At 67.4% G+C, this 20,331-nt stretch carries 15 protein-coding genes; 7 read left to right on the top strand and 8 right to left on the bottom strand.

Features of this window, described 5'->3' with window-relative positions; all coding sequences use genetic code 11:
* Positions 1-124: 124 nt before the first annotated feature.
* The 3 genes from AB0C34_RS09705 to AB0C34_RS09695 all read right to left on the bottom strand — a co-directional run bounded on the left by AB0C34_RS09705 (position 125) and on the right by AB0C34_RS09695 (position 3,720).
* Complete coding sequence (locus tag AB0C34_RS09705) at positions 125-1,753, bottom strand: hypothetical protein (RefSeq protein WP_357069355.1); 1,629 nt, start codon at positions 1,751-1,753, stop codon at positions 125-127.
* Complete coding sequence (locus tag AB0C34_RS09700; RefSeq protein ID WP_357069353.1) at positions 1,740-2,873, bottom strand: hypothetical protein; 1,134 nt, start codon at positions 2,871-2,873, stop codon at positions 1,740-1,742. The genes AB0C34_RS09705 and AB0C34_RS09700 overlap by 14 nt, the downstream gene beginning before the upstream one ends.
* 64 nt (positions 2,874-2,937) lie before the next feature.
* Positions 2,938-3,720, bottom strand: coding sequence for an SDR family oxidoreductase (locus tag AB0C34_RS09695; RefSeq protein ID WP_357069351.1), 783 nt, complete (start codon positions 3,718-3,720; stop codon positions 2,938-2,940).
* Positions 3,721-3,902: 182 nt separating this feature from the next.
* Here AB0C34_RS09695 and AB0C34_RS09690 point away from each other — a divergent pair, with 182 nt between their 5' ends.
* The 5 genes from AB0C34_RS09690 (at position 3,903) to AB0C34_RS09670 (ending at position 10,595) form a co-directional block, all read left to right on the top strand.
* Positions 3,903-5,249 (top strand): lipase family protein, encoded by a 1,347-nt coding sequence (locus tag AB0C34_RS09690; RefSeq protein WP_357069349.1) that lies wholly within the window; start codon positions 3,903-3,905, stop codon positions 5,247-5,249.
* 59 nt (positions 5,250-5,308) lie between these two features.
* On the top strand, positions 5,309-6,115 hold the full coding sequence (gene trmB / locus AB0C34_RS09685) for a tRNA (guanosine(46)-N7)-methyltransferase TrmB (RefSeq protein WP_357069347.1): 807 nt from the start codon (positions 5,309-5,311) through the stop codon (positions 6,113-6,115).
* Complete coding sequence (locus AB0C34_RS09680) at positions 6,112-6,840, top strand: NYN domain-containing protein (RefSeq protein WP_357069345.1); 729 nt, start codon at positions 6,112-6,114, stop codon at positions 6,838-6,840. The genes trmB and AB0C34_RS09680 overlap by 4 nt, the downstream gene beginning before the upstream one ends.
* Entirely contained in the window at positions 6,840-9,932 is a 3,093-nt protein-coding gene (locus AB0C34_RS09675; protein ID WP_357069343.1) for an MMPL family transporter, read from the top strand. The genes AB0C34_RS09680 and AB0C34_RS09675 overlap by 1 nt, the downstream gene beginning before the upstream one ends.
* A gap of 336 nt (positions 9,933-10,268) precedes the next feature.
* Positions 10,269-10,595, top strand: a complete 327-nt coding sequence (locus tag AB0C34_RS09670) for a hypothetical protein (RefSeq protein ID WP_357069341.1) — start codon at positions 10,269-10,271, stop codon at positions 10,593-10,595.
* Positions 10,596-11,107: 512 nt separating this feature from the next.
* Here AB0C34_RS09670 and AB0C34_RS09665 read toward each other — a convergent pair.
* From AB0C34_RS09665 to AB0C34_RS09645, 5 genes are all read right to left on the bottom strand, one after another.
* Complete coding sequence (locus AB0C34_RS09665; protein WP_357069339.1) at positions 11,108-12,772, bottom strand: DUF2339 domain-containing protein; 1,665 nt, start codon at positions 12,770-12,772, stop codon at positions 11,108-11,110.
* Between the two features lie 720 nt (positions 12,773-13,492).
* Positions 13,493-14,143 (bottom strand): DUF1707 domain-containing protein, encoded by a 651-nt coding sequence (locus AB0C34_RS09660; protein WP_357070110.1) that lies wholly within the window; start codon positions 14,141-14,143, stop codon positions 13,493-13,495.
* A gap of 158 nt (positions 14,144-14,301) precedes the next feature.
* Positions 14,302-14,967, bottom strand: coding sequence for a response regulator transcription factor (locus AB0C34_RS09655; RefSeq protein ID WP_357069337.1), 666 nt, complete (start codon positions 14,965-14,967; stop codon positions 14,302-14,304).
* An 88-nt stretch (positions 14,968-15,055) separates the two neighbouring features.
* The gene (locus AB0C34_RS09650) at positions 15,056-16,234 is read right to left on the bottom strand and encodes a DUF5931 domain-containing protein (RefSeq protein WP_357069335.1); all 1,179 of its coding nucleotides are present in this window, start codon (positions 16,232-16,234) and stop codon (positions 15,056-15,058) included.
* Positions 16,212-17,483, bottom strand: coding sequence for an AI-2E family transporter (locus AB0C34_RS09645; RefSeq protein ID WP_357069333.1), 1,272 nt, complete (start codon positions 17,481-17,483; stop codon positions 16,212-16,214). Before AB0C34_RS09645 ends, AB0C34_RS09650 begins: the two co-directional genes overlap by 23 nt.
* A gap of 225 nt (positions 17,484-17,708) precedes the next feature.
* Here AB0C34_RS09645 and AB0C34_RS09640 point away from each other — a divergent pair, with 225 nt between their 5' ends.
* Both AB0C34_RS09640 and AB0C34_RS09635 read left to right on the top strand, forming a co-directional pair.
* The gene (locus AB0C34_RS09640) at positions 17,709-19,229 is read left to right on the top strand and encodes an adenylate/guanylate cyclase domain-containing protein (protein ID WP_357070108.1); all 1,521 of its coding nucleotides are present in this window, start codon (positions 17,709-17,711) and stop codon (positions 19,227-19,229) included.
* A gap of 4 nt (positions 19,230-19,233) precedes the next feature.
* Complete coding sequence (locus AB0C34_RS09635; RefSeq protein ID WP_357069331.1) at positions 19,234-20,322, top strand: YbhN family protein; 1,089 nt, start codon at positions 19,234-19,236, stop codon at positions 20,320-20,322.
* Positions 20,323-20,331: the final 9 nt, after the last annotated feature.

The following is a 20,331-nucleotide window of genomic DNA, read 5'->3' as shown; positions in this document are numbered from 1 at the left end:
AAGGCACCCGCTCCGACAAGTCGAAAGCGCGCCCCGGGGTGGGCGGCGTACCAGGACTTAGCGGACGCCCAAGTTCCTGATTAGAGATTAACGCGATGTGACGACCAGTACGGAATCGGGTTCCTCACTGTGTACCCATTCGCGAACCCACTTCACCGAGCGAGATCCAGCGATCTATGACCTGCATATCGCGCTCGCATGCGGCAAGTTGTCCCGGCTGTTCGGCCGCCATCCGCCGCAACCTGGTCTCCAGTTCGGCGACGCGGCGGTCGGTGTCGATCATTCGCGCGGTGCTTGCTTGAACCACGCGATCGGCCAACGCGGTCTCCGTTTCCACGAGCGCGGTCGCCGCCCGCTGCTCGAGCTGCGCTTTTACATTCACCAACGCGTCGGACACCCATTGCCGGATATGTGCTCGATCGGAGAGCTGCTGGCGCGCCCGCACCACCCAGGCCGCGGCGCCGCCACCGAGCAGCAGGGTGACCGGAACGCTCGCGACATCGAGCGCGGGCACCAACGACAGGGGAGCAACCAGCAGGCGACCCAGGCCGACACCCGCCGACGCGCCGAGTGCGACCACGAGGTGATCTTCGACACCTCGGTGTCTCGGCTCGAGATCCGGGCCGACCCGCGGCGCCGGATCTCGCCGTAGTGGCGGTACGCCACCGCCGTCCATTCGCTCGCACAGTTCGGCGAGACGGTGGTCGACGGCACGGTCGACATCGCCGGTCAGTTCGATGACGGTCTGCTGAAGCCGGTCGGGGTAGCCGACGAGTTCGGCGCGGCGCAACCGATCCAGTTCGGCACGCGCGGTGGCGTGCAGCGCACGAACCCGCGCGCCGATCTCGGTCATCAGATCGACCCTGGCCAAATGCTGCTGACCACGCAGGGTCGACATCGCGGTGGCGTGTCCGCTGTCGCGGCCCGCGAGCAGCACCGCCCGCTGTTCCCGCAGCTGCGCCGATTCAGCACCGGAGCGCAACGCGGAGACCTGCTCGACCACACGCTGGCGCGTTTCGGCCAGAACCCGAAGGGTGAGTGCCGCCAGTCGGTCGCCACTGGCCGCGCCGACGCCCGAGGCCGCCGCGGTCAGTTCCGTGTGCAACGCGCCGAGGCCGGACCGATCGAGCAGTCCCGCATCGCCCTCGGTGCGGGCTGCGACCGCGAGCCGCGCCGAGACCGGTGTGATGTCCAAGTCGGCCGCTCCGTGGGTGGCCAACAAGTCCAGGTTGCGCGAGCGCACCGCGCGCCAGTCCTGATAGGCGTGGATACCGTTCATCGCGAGCAGGATCCGCGATCCGTCGGCGCGCAGTCGGCCGATCAGTCTCAAGGTGTCACCGCCGAGGGCGGTGCCCGCGTCCAGCAGGATCAGCGCGACCACCGACGGCACCCGGGTCGAGGGCGAGGGGGGCTCGACCGCCGCAGTCGGATCGGTCAGCGGCTCGGACAATTCGACAAGCGGTTCGAAGCGTGCCAATTCGGTCCGCAACAGCGTGGTGTTGACATCGTCGGGACCGATCAGCGTGACAGCGTTCGCGGCGCGGGACCCGTGCACCGCGCGCAGCAGCGCCGTACCCTGCGGATTCCACCGAGCCACCACCGCCTCGATCTCGGGCGAAAGTGCGCACGTTGTCCGCTCGACCGGGTCGAAGCCTGCGGACAGACCGCGTGCCTGTTCGATGCCCTCGCCCGCATCGCGACCACCCTCGCCCGCGCGGCGCACCCTCGGTTCCGGCGGCTCAGAGACCGGCACCGCTCATCCGTTCCCATAGCCTGACGTAGCCGTTGTGCACGCGAAGGGCGGCGCGGCGGGCCGCGGGTGGCATGTCGCTGGAGACGACCGCACGCCAGCGTGCCGCACGGGCCAGCGCGTCGTCGGCATCAGAAGGCGCCGGAGTCGGATAGCCCGCGGCGAGATGGGCGACCTCGGGCCGGGCGAGCCCCGCACAGAGCCCGAGCCAGAGGGCGTCGTCATCGAAGAGGTAGGCCTCCAGCATGTCGCGGGCACGATCGACCTGGCCCGGCACCGCGCGGGCGGCAAGTCGGGTCAGTTCATCGAGAAGTTCGCCGCCGCGCAGCGCACAGACCTGTTCGTAGCGCTGATGCAGCTTCTGGTGCAGTGCTTCGATTCCGCTCGCGGCGTACAGGATGTGCAGCAGTGCCTGCGGCGAGAGGTCCGGGTCCGCGCGCAGGGCAGCACAAGCACAGACCACGCCGTACAGATCCCAGTGCCGCAACAACTGCTCACGTTCGGCGACCTCCGGACCAGGCGCGACGAACAGATCCGGGGAAAGCACCAGTGCCGGGTCCGCGTCGGTCGCGAGTTTGCGCAGCAGGGCGAGTTCGGCGCCGGTCAGCACACCGGTCCTTGTGCGCACGGCCAGTGAGGCCACCACGGGAAAGACCGGGATCGCGAGTTCCGTGCCGAACTGCTCGGCCGCCGCCACCGCATCGCCCCACCGGGTACCGATCGCATCGGCCTTGTTCAGCACGGCGATCGTGCGCTCCGGTGGCAGCGTGGCGAGGGCTCTGCGATCGGCGGGCGTGGGCGTAGCCGCCAACACGTAGATGACGATGTCGGCGTCGAACTCCGGATCGGGCAGTCCTGGCTCATCGACCGGCCCGGTCTCCACGGCGGACATCAGCGCCAGCGCGTGCAGCACCGTGGTCCGTCCCGCGTGCGCGCGACCGGTCACCTGGATACGCGGCGGTTTACGCCAGGCGCGCACGACCGCCGCGGCGGCGTATCCGATCTGCGCGTCCGAACCGGTCCCGAAGCGCAGTTCGGCGAGCAGTTTGTCGATCTGGTCGTGGTCGCCCGTGGGTACGCCACTTCCCCGCGGCGGCCCGTCGGATTCGGTGGCTGTCGGCATCTGCGCACCCCCTTTACGGTGCGCAATTCTGTCAGAGGCCGGGGCGATGGTCCGGCTCGACCGTTCAGCTGCCGCTGAAATACTTGTTCGCGGTCCGCACCACCCAGTTCGGCGCATATTTGGCAACAGTCGCCAGTACTTTCGCCTGCGCGCCGATCTCATAGTGCACCCTCGGCAGCCGGGAACGCTTGCGCGTGACATCCCAGATCCCCGCGGCGACATCGTCGGCGGTCAGCCGCACGCCCAGGGACTTCGTCGTGCCGGTTTCCATACCAGCCACCATCGCGGTGGCCACGAACAGCGGCCAGATCGCGATCACCCGGATATCGTGGCGCTCCCATTCGAGGTCGAGTGCTTCGGTGAGACTCTTGACCGCCGCCTTGGTCGCGCCGTAACTGGCCAGTTCGGCCTGGCCGTAGATCGCCGAGGCCGAGCAGAGGTTGACCACCTGGGCCCCCGGGGTGTCGCGCAGGTACGGGAAGGCGCAATGGGTTCCTGTCAACATGCCGACCAGGTTGACCTCGACGATCGCACGATGCGTCGACAGATCGACGGACTCGAACGGGCCGGCGCGCAGGATACCCGCGTTGTTGACCAGGATGTCCAGCCGTCCGACCTCCGCGTGGAACTCGGTGAGGCGCTGCGCCCACTGCGCTGCACTGGTCACGTCCAGCACGCCGGTGCGCAAGCTGCCGCCGCGTCCGTCGACCTCGGCGGCAAGCCTGGTCAAGCCCACCTCGTCGATGTCGTATGCCCCGACGTGATAATCCCGCGCGGCGAAATACAACGCGGTAGCCCGACCGATACCGGCCGCCGCCCCGGTGATGAACACTGCCGGTCTGTTCATAGGTGAATTTTAGTACCGGCGGGGCTGATACCAGGGGGTTCCCAGACCCGTGGTCGGTCGTTTACCCTCCTAGATGTTCGGGGCCGTTATCAAAACGCAACCTAAGGTCTCGAATGGGCAACGATCACCGGGCGACGATCACCGGGCGACGAACCACGATGGATTACGACGCGGAGGGTGCAATGACTGCGGAAATTACCTGCGTTGTCGATTCCGAGCCCGCCGCGGCCGCGGGGCACGGGCCCATGTTGCCCAGCGCGGATCCGTTCCACCGGCCTCCGAAGGGGTTCGCGGCCACACCACCGGGCACGATCCTGCGCAGCAGGAAGATCGAGCTGGCACTGTTCGGTGTCGTCCCGCAACGGGTCTCGGCCTGGCAGCTGCTGTACCGCAGCTGCGACCTGCACGGCACCCCGGAGGCGGCGATCACCACGGTCCTGCTGCCGCTCGGCGCGGAGCCGGACGAGAACCGTCCGCTGCTGGCCTTCCAAACCGCGATGGACGCCGTCACCGAGAGGTGTTCACCGTCGTACGCCTTGCGGCACGGCGCTCGCGCGCTCGGCTCGATCACCCAATTCGAATGGCTGATCGTCGCGAACGCGCTGCGCCGGGGCTGGGCGGTCACCATCGCCGACCATGAGGGCCCGCACGGAAACTTCGGCGCCCCGCGCGAGCCCGGTTATCGCACACTCGACGGCATCCGCGCTGCCTTGCGGTTCGGCCCGCTCGGACTGGGCCCCGACACCCCCGTGGCGGTGTGGGGCTATTCCGGCGGCGGCATGGCCAGTTCGTGGACAGTCGAGATGGCGCCGACCTACGCGCCGGAACTCGACATCGTCGGCGCGGTGCTCGGTGCGCCGGTCGGCGACCCACGGCAAGTGTTCGACCGCTTGAACGGCACCGCCTACGCGGGCCTGCCTGCCATCGTCATGGCCGCGCTACGCAGGCTGTACCCCGCCCTGGCCACGGTGATCGACAACGAACTGACGGCGGACGGCCACCGCTTCGTCGTCCGCGCCGAGAACGCCACACCGCTCGGCGCGATCCTCGGGCTGGCCAACAAGAAGGTGGACGACTTCCTGTGCCGCCCGCTCACCGAGGTGCTGGACACGCCGGAATTGCGGGCGATGTTCGATGATCTACGGCTCGGCAACACGACACCCGCCTGTCCACTGCTCGTGGTACAGCCGGTGCACGACCAAGTCATCCACGTGGACGGCATCGACGGGCAGGTGGAGCGTTACCGCCGCGGCGGCGCGACGGTGACATATTTGCGCGACCGGCTCAGCGAGCACTTCTCGCTGTTGCCGCTGTCCACCCCGCTCAGCCTGGACTGGCTGGCCGCGCGAATCGCCGGGCAGCCGCTGAGCGACCAGAAGGACTCGACGGTCTGGTCGGTCGCGGCCTCGCCCGCGGGCGTGCGCGGGCTGCTGGATATGGCGGTGACCGTCGGCAAGATCGCGTTGGGTCGTCCGCTGCGCCAGGAACACGCGTCCGCAGCGAAGATCGCCCCCGCGCGGGCCGCCTGACCTCCCGCTCAGCGATCCGCGCGCGACCGATTGCCGCACCGGCGGCCGGATACTGGACAATGGACGCCGTGAACGACGCCGCGAACCATACTGCCGAGTCAGTTCCGGGTCCGCCGTCCACAACCTCGGCTCCGGCTGATCGCGGACGCAAGACCGGATCCCGCCTGTACCCACGGGTCACCAGTTTCCGGTCGCGCCGTGGTGCGCTGACCCCGACCCAGCAGCAATCCTGGGACCGGATGTGGCCGACGATCGGCCGCGAAGTCGCCGACACCCCGTTGGACCAGGCCGCCTGGTTCGGCCGCGAGGCCCCGCTGGTGATCGAAATCGGTTGTGGCACGGGGACCGCGACAGCTGCGATGGCACAGGCCGAACCGCACCTCGATCTGATCGGCATCGAGGTCTACCAACCCGGCCTCGCCCAGTTGGTGCAACGCATCGAGCGCGAACGGATCGAGAACATCCGACTGCTGCGTGGCGACGCGGTCGACGTACTGGAAAACATGATTGCTACAGACTCGCTGACGGGGGTGCGCGTCTTCTTCCCCGACCCGTGGCCGAAGGCGCGGCACCACAAGCGGCGACTGCTGCAGCCGGCCACTGTGGCGTTGATCGCGAATCGTCTGAAGCCGGGCGGCGTACTGCACGTCGCGACCGATCATGCTGGGTACGCCGAGCACATCTATCAGGTCGGCATGGCAGAGCCGCTGTTCAGAGGACTGAATGAGACCACGGGAGGGGTCAGCGCGGAGCATCGCGCAACCGCTCCGATCGGCTTCGAAAGGCCGGTCACGAAATTCGAAGGCAAGGCGCATCGCGCCGGGAGCGCCATCACGGAGCTCATATGGGGGAAGATCGACCGATGAGCGTCAGTGAGATGGCCCACGAAGTGGTCGATGTTGCCGGGGAGGTGCAGGGAGCCGGAACGGAAGGCATCGGCGGCGCGGCGCCGGACGTGCGCCGGGTCCTGCTGGTGTGGGATGCCCCGAACCTCGACATGGGCCTGGGCGCCATTCTGGGCGGGCGGCCGACCGCCGCCTACCGCCCGAGATTCGACGCGTTGGGCCGCTGGCTGCTGGCCAGAACCGCCGAACTGTCCGTGGGCAGCGCGCACCGGGTCGAACCCGAAGCCACCGTTTTCACCAATATCGCGCCCGGCACCGCCGATGTCGTTCGGCCGTGGGTCGAGGCGCTGCGCAATGTCGGTTACGCGGTGTTCGCGAAGCCCAAGATCGACGAGGACTCCGATGTCGACGCCGACATGCTGGGCCACATCGCGCTGCGCAGCCGTGGTCCGGGGCTGGCGGGCATCATGGTCGCCTCGGCCGATGGCCAGGCATTTCGTGAGCCGCTGGAAGAACTCGCCGCCAGCGGCGTGCCGGTTCAGGTGCTCGGCTTCCGCGAGCATGCGAGTTGGGCCGTAACATCCGATACTCTCGAATTCATCGACCTCGAGGACATCCCGGGCGTGTTCCGTGAACCGCTGCCCCGGGTCAGCCTCGACTCACTGCCCGACGAGGGTGCCTGGCTGCAGCCGTTCCGGCCGCTGTCGGCACTGCTCACCTCTCGCCCCGCCCAAGGAGTCGCTTAGTGTTCACACGCTGGGGCGATCTGGTCTATCGGCTGCGTTTCGCCACCATCGGAATCGTCGTGGCCGGGCTACTGGCTCTCGGCGGCTATGGCCTCGGATTGGAAGACCATCTCAGTTCCAGCGGGTGGGATGATCCAACCTCGGAATCGGCGCGAGCGGCCCAGATCAAGGACGCGGCGTTCGAACGGGATCACAACTCGGACGTCATCGTGTTGTACACGGCCCCGGAGGGGAAGACTGTCGACGATCCTGCCTTCAGCAGCAAGATCGTCGCCAACCTGAACAGTCTGCCGCGTGAGCACCCGAACGAGATCACCAAGATCAACGGGACGTACTGGCGCACCGACGAGGCGTTCGCCCAGACCAGTGTCTTCGGTTCGAAGGACAAGAAGTACGCCTTCGCCTCGATCGCCATCAAGGGCGACAACGACACCGATATGGTGCGCAACTACCGCAAGGTGAAGGACGTCTTCTACATTCCGGGCGTCGACGTGCAGGTCGCCGGGTTGCAGGCAGTCGCGGGCACCTTGAACGACACCATGGCCGACGACCAGAAGCGGATGGAAATTCTCGCCATTCCGGCGGTGGCCGTGCTGCTGTTCTTCATCTTCGGCGGCATCGTGGCGGCCGCATTGCCGCTGATCGTCGGTGGTCTCACGGTGATCGGTGCGTGGGGGATCGTCCGCTTCATCACCGAGTTCACCGAGGTGAACTCGTTCGTCTCGCCGGTCGTCTCGATGATCGGCCTCGGCCTGGCCATCGACTACGGCTTGTTCATCGTGAGCCGGTTCCGCGAAGAACTGGCAGAGGGATATGCCACCAAGGCGGCCGTACGCCGATCAGTGATGACGGCGGGACGCACTGTGGTGTTCTCCGCGACGATGATCGTCGCCAGCCTCGGCGGCATGCTGCTGTTCCCGCAGGGCTTTCTCAAATCGGTGGCCTACGGCGCCATCGCGACAGTCACGCTGGCGGCGCTGACCTCGATCACGGTGTTGCCTGCCATGCTCAGCGTGCTCGGCAAACGCGTCGACATGTTCGGCTTCAAGCGGTTCCGCAAGACGAAGACGGCCGAGGAGGTGGAGAACGGGATCTGGGGCCGATCCACCCGTTGGGTGATGAAGCATCCGCTCAAGATCGCGATCCCACTGTGCATCGCGTTGCTGCTGTTGATCATCCCGGTCAAAAATCTCCAGTTCGGTGGGATCAACGAGCGCTACTTGCCGCCCGACAACCCGACTCGACTGGCACAGAAACAGTTCGACAGCGTCTTCCCACTGCGCAAGTCGGACCCGATCGAACTGGTCTTCAAGATCGATAGCACCGCCCTGACGCCCGCCGTCGGCAAGGTGGTCAAGGACGCGAACCAGGCGCCGGGGCTCGCGGGCGAGTTCGATTACCCGCCCAATACCGCGCCGAACGATCGCACCATCTTCAAGACCAAAGCGGCGCTGGCCGACTCGCAGAACGCCGACCCGACCATCGAGTTCCTGCGCTCGATGGAGCTACCCGACGGCGTCACCATGCTGGTGGGCGGCCAACCGGCGATCCAGAAGGACAGTATCGACGCGCTGCTGGGCCGGATGCCGTTGATGATCGCGGTGGTGCTACTGGTCACCACATTGCTGATGTTCCTCACGTTCGGATCGCTGGTCCTGCCGATCAAGGCGGCGCTGATGAGCGCGCTGGGGCTCGGTTCCACCCTGGGCATCCTGACCTGGATCTTCGTCGACGGTCATGGCGCGGGCCTGTTGAACTTCACGCCGCAGCCGATCATGTCGCCGGTGTTGGTGCTGATCATCGCGATCATCTACGGTCTGTCGACCGACTACGAGGTCTTCCTGATGTCACGCATGGTCGAGGCGCGCGCCATGGGCGCGAGCACGACCGAGGCGGTCCGGATCGGAACCGCGCAAACCGGCCGCATCATCACCGCGGCCGCGCTGATCCTGTTGGTCGTCACCGGCGCGTTCGCCTTCTCCGACCTGGTGATGATGCAGTACATGGCCTACGGCATGATCGCCGCGCTGTTCATCGATGCGACGGTGCTGCGCATGCTGCTCGTTCCGGCCACCATGAAACTGCTGGGCGACGACTGTTGGTGGGCGCCGGCCTGGATGAAGAAGGTGCAGGAGAAGATCGGGCTCGGTGAGCCGATTCTCGACGACGAGCGCGTCGGCGGCGGCGAGGTCGTCGACTTGGTCAAAACCACGCCGATCACCGACCCGGTGACCATGCAGATCCCCGCGATCGCCGACGCCAACAAGATGCCACGCAGGCGCAAGCCACGCACCGTCGCGGAGATCGAGGCGGAGGCACCGACCCGACGGCTGGACCGGACACCGCCGCCCGCAGCGCCCGCACCGCAGGCGCCGCCGCCGCTCGATCCGGCACGGCCGCGGCCAACCGGCAATTCCCTGCACGGACCGGGCGATCCGCTTCGGCAACGGCCCATGCTTCCGCAGACACCGAACGGGCCGCGTGCGGCGCCACCCGAACAGGCTGACCAGCGCGACCTGTCAGGTTCGGCGATGCCGCACAGCCCGACAGGTCAACGGCCGACTCCGCCCGCCGGTCCGATGTGGGAACCGAACGGACCGCGCGGAAACGCGCCCTCGGCGGCCATCCCGGAAAACGGTCCGCGCTCCGGCGTGCCGGGCGGGCGACCACCCGAACCGCGTCCGACCCCGCCACCCGCACCGACCATGGGCTCGGCTCCCGAGCCGCGCCCGTGGTCGACCATTGGGCCGGACTCGTCGCCACTGGCCGGCCTCGCGCAGGTCCCGACGGTCGAGTCGAACATCGCGCAGACCCCGCCCGTCAGCCGAGCCCCACGCCCGGCCACATCACCACCCGAGCCCCGGCCACTGGCACCCGGCACCCCCGACGATGCCCCCGGCCACCACGCCACGGCAGAAGGCGGAGATTCGGGCGAATCCGGCCCGAACACCACCCGCAGCAGCATCGAGAGTTGGATGGCCGAACTCCGTTCCTCCCGCCGCGACATCGGCAGGCCCGGAGAGGGCCGCCACCACGATGACGGACGCACGGTCAGCGTGAACGAGCTGCTGCGCCGCCGCGACCGGGACTGAACGCACCCCGACAAGCGCAGGACCGCCACACCATCGGGCGACAGCACCGAACGGTAATGTGCCGGTGATCGGACCGCGCGACGGACTCACGATTTTCGGGCTGCAACCTGAGCGTGATTTCCGTGCGACCGCACGACTTTCACTGCGCTGGTGAGTTTTTCAGCGGCGCCGGGGAACAAAAACTCGTCTCGGTCATCACCGGTACCGGTAGTGGCCTGTTGGATGCGCTGTTCGTCAAAACCCCAGTTGTGTAACCGGTCTCGCGCCGCGCGTGGGAGACCGAGTTGTCCCTCGGTACCTTTCGCCTTCCGGCGGTCGACCGATTGGAGGCAACTGATGTCGCGAGTCAAGGCCGGTTCGTGGTTCTCGACTTTCCGAGTGGCAGTTACGGTGATCGTGTTGACGGCGGCGTTCACGAATGCCTGCCCGGGTAGCGGGCATGATCAGGCAGCTCCCGGACAATTCGCTTCCTCCGAGGGGCTGACCGTGAACGCCGCCGAAGTGATCAATACCTTCGGCGGCTCCTTCGTCGGCCCGGACGGCAAGACCTCGACGGTGCACAGCCCGCAGGCGCGCGCCCGGCTGCAAATGCTCGTCGACGCCTACAACAACCACGACATCCCGAAGGAAGCCATCTCGTTCAAGGAGGCGGAGAGCCAGTAAGCCTTTTGCTCAGGGCAAACTGCTGTTCCTGCGTACCTGGCCGACCTTCTACGGCGTGCGCAGGGCGATTCCTCGCTGGTAAAGGGAACTTCGGGGTCGCGCAGCTGCCTGGCAAGGATGGAGTCGACGCCTCTGCCCTCGGCGGCCACAACCCGGCGATCAGCGTCTTCTCCAGGCAGAAGGCCACCGCACTGGACTTCCTGCGTTACCTGATCAGTGCGGACGCGCCCAACATATCGTCGCGGACAGCGCCACTCCCCCGACTCGGGCCTCGCTGTACGACGAACCATCGCTGATCGCGAGGTTTCCCTACCTGCCCGCGCTGAAAGATTCGATCGCCAACGCCGTGCCGCATCCGGTAACCCCCTTCTATTGAGCGGTGTCGAAGGCAATCCAGGACAACGCTTATGCCGCGTTGACCGGCGCCGCTCGTGCCCCACGACGCCTCCGCACGTGACAACCATCTGGCAACATCACCAGCGCAGCGATCCACCGATCACTCCGTTGAGCAGCTAATCGGCGTCATCCTCCGATCGACTGTCGGCTCCCGCCTCGGCGAACGCCCTCGCATACCGGGTGCCGACGAGCAGCAGGAGCACGCCGACCGCGATGAAGGCAGCGCCACGCAAAAGTCCGTCCAGCGTGGCGAGATCGAAAAGGAACAGCTTGACCACAGCCGCCCCGGCGACCAACAACCCCGAGCCGAGGGCGAGTTTCGCGACAGTGGGGACGGCCGCGAGTTTGCGCAATCCGAAAAGCAACACCACCGTTGCCGCGATCATCCACAGGACTGTTGCAGCGCTGTGGCCGATGACGAACCCCTTCGGCGCTCCGGTCGCGACGCCGATGGACACCGCCGTGACGGTGACCGCGTAGAGCCCGGCGATACTCGCGGCGATCCACTGCACCGCACTGCCCGATACCATGCCCGGTAGCCGCCGTGCACACCACAGCGCCACCGCGAGCACCGCGAGCGCGAGTACCCCGCCGAGCGTGGTCGCCATGCCGAGGTTCACCTCCGAACGATTCCGCGAAGCTAGGATTCCCGGACCCGCGATGTTCAACAGGGTGCATCCACCGAGCACTACGAACGCCGAGCCGATTCCCGCCGCGCCTCGGGACCGCTGCTGGCCCGCCACTCCGAGGAAGACCAGCGCCAGCAGGAACAAGGCAAGGGGCAGGGTCGCGGGCCTGGTCGCGCCGACGCAGGCCTCCACCGCGGCGATCGAACCCGCCACCGCGGTGACCACTGCCGTGTGTCCCGGAATTCGCGCGTATTCCCGCAGTTTCGGCATTATGGCGATCGCCGCGACCATCAGCAGCACCGTGGCGGTGGTCGATGCGATGATCACCGCGTCGAACCGCTCGTGGTACATCCCTGGCGCGATCAGCATCGGCACCGTCGCCACCGCCGTCATCAGCGAAGCGGCGACGTCGGTCGGCCTGCGCCGCACGACGACGATCGTCCCGGCAAGTCCGACCAGCGCGACCATCGCGGCGGCGGTGACCAGCCACACCCGTTCCCCCGCCGGAGTATCGAGAACCGCCCCTGCGACGAATACCAACGTCGCCAGCGCGGCGGGCACGGTCCGAGCCGCATGCAGGTAAGGCCAATTCCGCGCCACTTGCACCGGCACGCACACCAATTGGAGCACGATCAGAAAAGCGAGCAGCACCGGACGCGTTGTCAGCACCGGCGACAGCACCGCAGCACCGAGCACGACCAGCACCGCGAGCGGCTGCGAACGCCACCGCATCGCCAACCCGACGCCTCCGGCCGCGACACCGAGGGCCACCGCGAACCCCAGCACCGGGTGCAGCCAGTGGTAGTTCACAGTCACCGCGATGACATCGAGATACGCGCCCGCAACACCGGTCGCCACCACGGCGATACCGCCGACCCGCCCGCCGGTCCGCCCGACGACACGCACACCCGCGGCAATCAGTCCCGCCGAGAACACCGCCCCGGCGACAACCCTCGGCACCGGCCCGAAGAAGCCCGCCTGCGCGGCGAGCACTAGCAACATGACCACACCGATCAAGGTCACCGCCATACCGGCCACTGCCAAAATCCGACTGATCACCCCATCCCGTTGCCACCACGGTGTGCGCGGCTCGCGCGGCCGCACATGCGGCGGGACAGGCGGCCGCGGCGGCACCGCTCCATGCATAGGCATAGGCATAGGCATAGGCATAGGCATCCATGGAGCACCCGTAACCTCCTGCCGCCGGAGTGGTGGGGCGAAGCGCGGAACATATTCGGGTGGAGCAGGAATCGGCATGCTCGGTATCGGTGCGTACTCCGGCCGAAGCGGTGAAAACGGTGGTACCGCCGCTGTCGGCGCGTCGGACGACGCCCAAGCTGAGCTTCGCGCGCTGGTTTGCTCCCGCAGTGGCACGGTGGCATCGGCCGGCCGGCCGGTAGCACCGACTGCGGAGCCCCCACCCGGCATGGCGTTTTCGCACGCCGGATCCCCAGTCCAGCCGACCGCCGAAGTCGCAACCCTGGCCGAATTCGCGCCTGGCGCAACGGGCATCGCGGGCCCGGCCGCCGCGGGAGCGGCTGTTGCACCGCGCCCTTCGGTAACCTTCTGTGCCGCAACGGAACCCGCGATAATCTGCTGTCGAAGTAACTCGAGGTCCCGCCCGAGCACACCCATGTGTGTCCCCAACACAGCGAACTCACCGGACAGCCGCGAAATCAGCGCCGGGTCGAGAGAGGTAGTCATAACTTCATGCTCGGTCGTGTCACCCTGCCGGGCATGAGTAATTGCCCCCGGTAGACGGCCGGTATCTACTCGAGATCTCGCGATCGAGAGTCTCGATCACATGACCTGTGTCCGCCACATCGCGCGGAGCGCGCGAAATCCGGGCGCCAGCCTCATCCGACCTGCGGCTCAGCGGCCGATGAACCGGCGCCAGTGCGCGGAGAGCGGATGCTTGGCGGTGACCGATCCGAACCGGAGACAACCGCGCACCACCAGGTGCAACGGGCCGATCAGGGGCCCGGTATGGACCTTGTTGTTCACGCTGGAACCGATCAAATCCAGCGCGTTCAGGTCGACCGTGGCCTCGGCGGGCACGATCAAGGTGAGCGAACTGCAGTAATCGTCCACCCGCACCTCGACCACCTGAGTCGACATGATCGCCTCGGTGAAGTCCAAGGTCACCCCGGATAGCCAGCTGTTCAGATACAGCCTTGGCGGCACCCGCCACGGACCGCGACGATTCACCCCGGACATGCGGGCGTTGATGACATCGCTCGCCGCGTTCGAGTCGGACACCGGCGGCGCCGACCGCTTCGTGCCGAAGGTGGGCGAGGAGTTCACCAACGCCGAGGGCGGGGCGGCGGGCCTATCCCGCAGCCGGACGCCGGGCAGGTCGATGAGCACGGCATTCAACTCCCCGCGTGTCTTCGCTGCCAGCGCGGTGTCCATTCGCTCGGTGAACTCGCCGAGCGATAGCATGCCGAGGCCGACGGCACGCTGAAGCAGTTGCCCGATATGTTCGCGTTCCGCGTCCGAGACGCGCAAGTCCCGGTCGCCCACCCCGGCGCCGAAGCCGACCACATCGGAAGCGCCGGAGCCGACCATATCGGGAATCGATTCCGGGCCGCCCATGCCGTCGAGACTACCGAGCACGCCACGACGGACACATCAGGGAAATCCCTGATAAACCGGCTACCGGCTCCGGTCCTGCTGCGGCGCTACTCCAGTCCCTGCTCGATGGCGTAGCGAGTCAGTTCGACCCGGTTCGCCAGCTGGAGTTTTCGCAACGTTGCCTGCACGTGGTTCTCCACCGTTCGGTGGCTCAGTCCGAGCCGCGACGCGATCTGCTTGGCGGACATTCCTTTCGCCACCATCCGCAGCACGTCGGTCTCCCGCTCGGTGAGCGCGGGCCGGTGTGGTTCGTCGGGCTGAGCCGGTGTGGTCGCCATCCGCCGATACTCGCCGAGTACCAGTCCCGCCAGGCCGGGGGTGAACACCGGCTGGCCAGCGGCAGTGGCGCGCACGGCCGCGATCAACTCCGACGCCGACGCGCTCTTGACCAGGTATCCCGAGGCTCCCGCCTTGATCGCGTCCAGCACGTCGTCGCGCTCCGCGGACGCCGAGAGCACCAGCACCCGGCTGCCCGGTGACACCCGGAGCACCTCCGCGGTGGCCTGCACGCCGTTGCCGTCGGGCAGTTGCATGTCCATCAGCACCACGTCGGGTCGCACCGCGGCGGCTCGCCTGGTCGCGGTGCCGACACCGTCGGCCGTGGCCGCCACCTGGAACCCCGCTTCGGTCAGGTCGCGGGAGACTCCGTCGCGCCACATCGGGTGATCGTCCACCACCATCACCGAAATGGTCACGGTCGCCTCGTCTGTCATGTGACCCTCCGATGTTCACTCATACGGTGCCTCGCCGGCGCTCGACTTCGTCACGCACACCGTGTCGACAATTCGCTGCTGTGCGAGTTCATGTCCGCGGCACCCGGAATTCCCATTCGGTGCCGAATCCGACCCCGCCGTCGATCTCGGTCAGCAGGTCCGCGCTTCCTCCGAGCGCCGCGATCCGCCCGACGATCGACCGCGACACGCCCATCCGTCCTTCGGCTTCCGCCTCGGCCAGTCGTCCCGACGGAATACCGACCCCGTCGTCGCGCACGCTGATCACCAGTTCGTCTCCGGTATCCTCCAGCAGGACATAAGCTTTCGCGTCCGGTCCAGCGTGCCGTTCGACATTGGACAGCGCTGTGGCGACGGCAGCCGCGACCTCGCTCGCCACCCAGCGATCCGCGTGCACCGGATTACCGGGTGTCGACACCGACACATCCAGCGTGGCCTGCGCGGTCAACAACGGCCGCAAATCGACCTCCGCCCCGCCGGAATCGCGGCGATCGGCCTGCTCGGAGAGCAACACGCGCAGCGCCACTTCCTGTTCCCCGGCCCGCCGCGCCAGTTCCGCGGTAGGACCGCCGATCTCGCTGCCACGCCGCGTGATGTAGCTGAGTACCTGCAACACACCGTCGTGCACTTCACGCGAAAGGCGTTCGCGCTCTTCGGCGGCCGCGGTCATCCGCACCGCCCGCTCCAGCTGGTCTTGGGCGCGGCGCGCGGTGTTGGCGGCGAGCCCCAGCGCCAAACCGACCGAAACGAGGACCGGCACCGTCGCGTCCGTCCACACGTCCTGTCCCCACTGATCACGCACGGTCAGCGCCACCGCGGCGATCAACGCTCCGGACAGCACGCCCGCGATCGGTCCGCGCAGAATCGCCGCCCCGATCACGGCGTTGGTAGCCCAGAGCGTGGTCGGCAGCGTCTGATGCCCGTGATACCAGTCGTAGTCGGCGACCAACCGGGTGGCGGCCATCAGTCCGATCACGACCACGTGGTCGCCGGTCACCACCCAGCCGCGCAACCGAACCGCCTCCGGGAAATGCCACTGCGACAGCATGATCGCCGACACACCCGACCATACCGCCATCAACGCGATGAGCACCCAGCTCAGCCGCGGGTTCGTGTAATGAGGCGCCGAGGCGATCTGCTGACCGACCGCGTACAACACCGTCACCAACCGCAGCGCTTGGGCGGCCCGCCACAGCGGCGCGGTCGCCACGTCGGCCGAGCGCTGCTCAGCGCTTCGACGCGCCGTCATCGGGTTCCGCATGGGCGGAGGCGGTGTCCGCCTTCTTCTCCGCCGCTTCGACCAGCGTCGCGGCCACGTCGAATCGGCCGGGCTCGGGGCGATCGGGTTCGGCCGAATAGAGCTTGCGGTGTTCGTCTTCGCTACGCAGTTCCTGGAACAGTTCCTCGGGGCTGCCCGCGAGCAGTGATCTGATCGCCGTGTTCATCACCGCGACGAACGGCACGGCGAGCAGACCTCCGGCGATTCCGCCGAGCACCACGCCCGCCGTGATCGCCAACACCACAGCGAGCGGGTGGATGCTGACCGCCCGGCCGAGCAGCAGCGGCTGCAGCACGTGTCCCTCGAGCTGCATCACCGCGATGATGATGCCGAGCACGATCAGGGCGGTGACCAGTCCCTTGGTCACCAGCGCGATGAACACCGCGAGAAACCCGGCGAGGACGGCGCCGATGATCGGGATGAACGCGCCGATGAATACCAGCGAGGCCAGCGGAAGCGCCAACGGCACGCCCAGGATGGCGAGCCCGGTGCCGATGCCGATGGCGTCCACCGCCGCGACCGCCACGGTCGCGCGGACGAATCCGACCAAGGTGCCGAAACCGAGTTGCCCCGCGGTGCGGACCCGCACTCGGTGCTCGGTGGGCACGATCCTGGTGACGAACTCCCAGATCTGGTCACCGCTGTAGAGGAAGAAGATGAGGATGAACAGCGTCAGGAAGGTCCCGGTGAGCAGTTCGCCGATGACCGTCGCGGTGGTGAGCGCCCCACTGGTCAAGCTGGTCTGATTGGACTGGAGGGCCTTGACGATGGTGTCGCCCGCGTTGCGGATCTGCTCGTTGCTCAGATGCAGCCGTCCATTGATCAGCCAGTCCTGGATCGAATGGATGCTGTTGGTGAACTCGTCGGTCAGCTGCGGCACACCGTCGACGAACTGTTCGATGACGAAGGTCATGATGCCCGCCACCACACCGAGCGACCCGACCAGCGCGACGAACACCGCCAGCCCGCGCGGCACTCCCAACCGCTGCATCCAATCCACCAGCGGCGCGAGCAAGGCAGCCGCGAGCAGCGCGATAGCGAGTGGAATGACCACCGTCGCCAGTTTCTGCACGATCCCGGCGAGCACGATCCCCAGCGCGAACAGCACGAGTAGTCGCCAACCCCACGCCGCGGCGACACGCACGATCGGGTGTACCGCTTGCACGGCGGGCCGGTAGACGCCGGCCTTGCGCGCTGGAGTTGACTTGGCGTCGGTCATCTCCGTGAGCCTAACGGGCACAACCGGACACTGTCCCCAGCATTCCGCGTAGGGCCCGACGAATAGCGGCAGCCGCCGATCAGACGCGACGGTCCCGAGTTCGCGCCGGGGGGCGACGCAGACGAGGCAGCCGCTGCCGGGCCTGCAGCGCCGCGATCAGCGGCGCGTGATCGAAACGCTAGATTGGTCCTCGTGTCGGCGCCTCTGGAAGCGGTCAAACAGACCATGCGAACGCGCTGGCCGCTGTACCTGACATCGATGCTGCTGGCGAACGCTTTCGGCGCGGTTCTGGTGTGGGCGTTCATCCAGTATGGGCTGCCGGTTCCCGAAGGCGAGCCCTCCGATGCCCGGCGCACCGGCCTGCTGATCCCGGCCCTGGTCTTCGCGACCGGTGGCCTGCTCAGCATGGCCGCCTCCGCGCTGATGCTGCGTCCGGTGATGCGCTGGCAGATGCGCGGCGGCCCACCGAGTCGCCAGGAGCAGATGGCTGCGCTGCACGCACCGCTGCGTCAGGCGATCCTGCATCTGGCCCTGTGGCTGATCGGCGGCGCGATCCTCGCGGCCGTGATCATCGGGGACACCCCTGCGCTGGCGAGCGCGGTCATCATCACCGAATGCATGGCCGCCACGATCGTGTTCGGCTTCACCTACATGCTCGGCGAGCGCATTCTGCGCCCGGTCGCAGCTCAGGCGCTGACCGAGGGGACCTTCGACCACACCCTCACCCCGGGCGTCGGTACCAGGATGGCGATGACCTGGGGTATGGGTACCTTCGCGCCGACCATCGCCATCGTGCTGCTGTGCGTCACCCAGATCTCCTCGGAGGTGAAGTTCTCCGCCCAGTCGCTGGCCATCTCCATCCTGCTGCTGTGCGGAGTGGTGATCATGCAGGCCCTCGCACTGTCCATGCTTACCGGATCGAGTATCTCCGACCCGGTACGCCAGCTCAGCCAGGCCATCGACCGCGTACAGGGCGGCGCGCGCGATGTGCAGGTCGAGGTCTTCGACGGCAGCGAGATCGGGCTGCTGCAGGTCGGCTTCAACAGAATGATGGAGGAGGCCGCCAAGCGCCGTGAGCTGCAAGAGTTGTTCGGTCAGCACGTCGGGGAGGAAGTGGCGCAGCGCGCGCTGGACTACGGGACCGAGCTCGGTGGCGAGACCCGGTTCGTCGCGGTGCTGTTCGTCGACATGGTCGGCTCGACCGCGACCGCGGCGGAGCGTCCACCGACCGAGGTGGTGAGCCTGCTCAACGAATTCTTCCGCATCGTCGTCGACGTGATCGACCGCCATCACGGGTTCGTGAACAAGTTCGTCGGCGACGCGGCGCTGGCCATCTTCGGCGCGCCGCTCGACCGGCCGGACGCGCCGACCGCCGCGCTCGCCGCCGCGCGCGAACTGCGTGGAGTTCTGCGGGAAGTTCCCGGTCTCGATATCGGGATCGGCGTTTCCGCGGGCCTTGCTGTCGCCGGAAATATCGGTGCCGCAAACCGTTTCGAATACACGGTGATCGGAGATCCGGTCAATGAGGCGTCCCGGCTCACCGAACTGGCCAAAGATCGGCCGGGCCGAACGCTGGCCTCGGGCAGCGCACTGTATTTCGCCGAGGAAAGCGAGCAGGACCAGTGGGAGACCGGCGACGAGGTCCAGCTGCGCGGCCGGCGCAAGAAAACGCTGTTGGCCTGGCCGAAAGACAGGGCCGACGCAAGCGCCCGTGCGGACGTCGAAACGGCGCGTTCGTTAGGCTGACCGCGTGACGGCCAACGGGGAGATGGCAGGAGAACCTGCGCCGCCGCCCACGGCGGATTCCCACCGTGGCAAATTCTGGTGGGTCAAATGGGTGCTCGGCGCCGCCCTGCTGGCATTACTCGTCGCCGAGGGCGTCTATCTGTGGCCTCGGCTGCACGAATCGTGGCGAAAACTCACCGAAATTCACTGGGGCTGGGTGGCGGCCTGTATCTGGCTGCAGGTGTTGTCGATGAGCGGTTTCGCCAGGGTGCAGAAACAACTACTCAACGCGGGTGGCGTCGCGGTGAGTCAGCGCACATCGGTCGCGGTGGTCTACGGCGCCACCGCCATGTCGGTCACCTTGCCCGCGGGACAGGTGTTCTCCACCGCCTTCACCTATCGGCAGACCAGACGGTGGGGTGCGAGCCCGATCGTCGCATCCTGGCAGCTGGTGTTTTCCGGCGTGGTCGCCGCGGTGGGCCTTGCACTGCTCGGTGGCGGCGGCACACTGCTGGCCGGTGGCCGGATCGGCCCGTTCAAGCTGATTCTCTCGCTGGCCGCCGTCGTCGCGCTGGTTTGGGCGGGCAATCACGTCTCGCACAATCCGGGTTCGCTGGAGGCCCTGCTGCGCAGGCTGCTCGCGCTGGTCAACCGGATGCGCAAGCGCCCGCCGGACCAGAGCGCGGGCAAGATCACAGAGATGCTCGGCCAACTGGAATCGGTCGACCTCGGCAAGCGGGACGGCGCTTTGGTCGCGCTGTGGGCGCTGATGCACCGCGTCGCCGACGTGGCCTGCCTCGGCGCGGCCTGCTACGCGGTTGGCGCCGATCCACGCGTTGCGGGCCTGTTGCTCGCGTTCGCCGTCGGCAAGGCGGTCGGCTCGATCCCGTTCGCGCCCGGCGGCATCGTCTACGTCGACGCGACGCTGATCTACGGTCTCACCGCAGCCGCTGGCCTGCCGGCCGCGCAAGCGGTCGCCGCGGCATTCGTGTACCGGTTGGTGAGTTTCATCCTTGTCGCCGTCGCTGGCTGGATCCTGTTCCTGTTCCTGTTCCGCACCCCGCAGGCCGACGACGCCGAGTTCGAGAAAGAATTCGAGCAGCGACGACTGTGAGCATCCGCC

The sequence above is a fragment of the Nocardia sp. NPDC049220 genome, assembly GCF_040647855.1.
GTDB lineage: Bacteria > Actinomycetota > Actinomycetes > Mycobacteriales > Mycobacteriaceae > Nocardia.
The sequence above is the reverse complement of the archived record's forward strand: the minus strand, read 5'-3'. Positions and strand labels throughout refer to the sequence as shown.

What these genes read in the sequence shown, in the direction of transcription:
- AB0C34_RS09700 (WP_357069353.1), bottom strand. Translation starts at nt 2,873, where the DNA reads ATGCCGACAGCCACCGAATCCGACGGGCCGCCGCGGGGAAGTGGCGTA.
- AB0C34_RS09695 (WP_357069351.1), bottom strand. Translation starts at nt 3,720, where the DNA reads ATGAACAGACCGGCAGTGTTCATCACCGGGGCGGCGGCCGGTATCGGT.
- AB0C34_RS09690 (WP_357069349.1), top strand. Translation starts at nt 3,903, where the DNA reads ATGACTGCGGAAATTACCTGCGTTGTCGATTCCGAGCCCGCCGCGGCC.
- trmB (WP_357069347.1), top strand. Translation starts at nt 5,309, where the DNA reads ATGGACGCCGTGAACGACGCCGCGAACCATACTGCCGAGTCAGTTCCG.
- AB0C34_RS09680 (WP_357069345.1), top strand. Translation starts at nt 6,112, where the DNA reads ATGAGCGTCAGTGAGATGGCCCACGAAGTGGTCGATGTTGCCGGGGAG.
- AB0C34_RS09670 (WP_357069341.1), top strand. Translation starts at nt 10,269, where the DNA reads ATGTCGCGAGTCAAGGCCGGTTCGTGGTTCTCGACTTTCCGAGTGGCA.
- AB0C34_RS09665 (WP_357069339.1), bottom strand. Translation starts at nt 12,772, where the DNA reads ATGCCTATGCATGGAGCGGTGCCGCCGCGGCCGCCTGTCCCGCCGCAT.
- AB0C34_RS09655 (WP_357069337.1), bottom strand. Translation starts at nt 14,967, where the DNA reads ATGACAGACGAGGCGACCGTGACCATTTCGGTGATGGTGGTGGACGAT.
- AB0C34_RS09650 (WP_357069335.1), bottom strand. Translation starts at nt 16,234, where the DNA reads ATGACGGCGCGTCGAAGCGCTGAGCAGCGCTCGGCCGACGTGGCGACC.
- AB0C34_RS09645 (WP_357069333.1), bottom strand. Translation starts at nt 17,483, where the DNA reads ATGACCGACGCCAAGTCAACTCCAGCGCGCAAGGCCGGCGTCTACCGG.
- AB0C34_RS09640 (WP_357070108.1), top strand. Translation starts at nt 17,709, where the DNA reads ATGCGAACGCGCTGGCCGCTGTACCTGACATCGATGCTGCTGGCGAAC.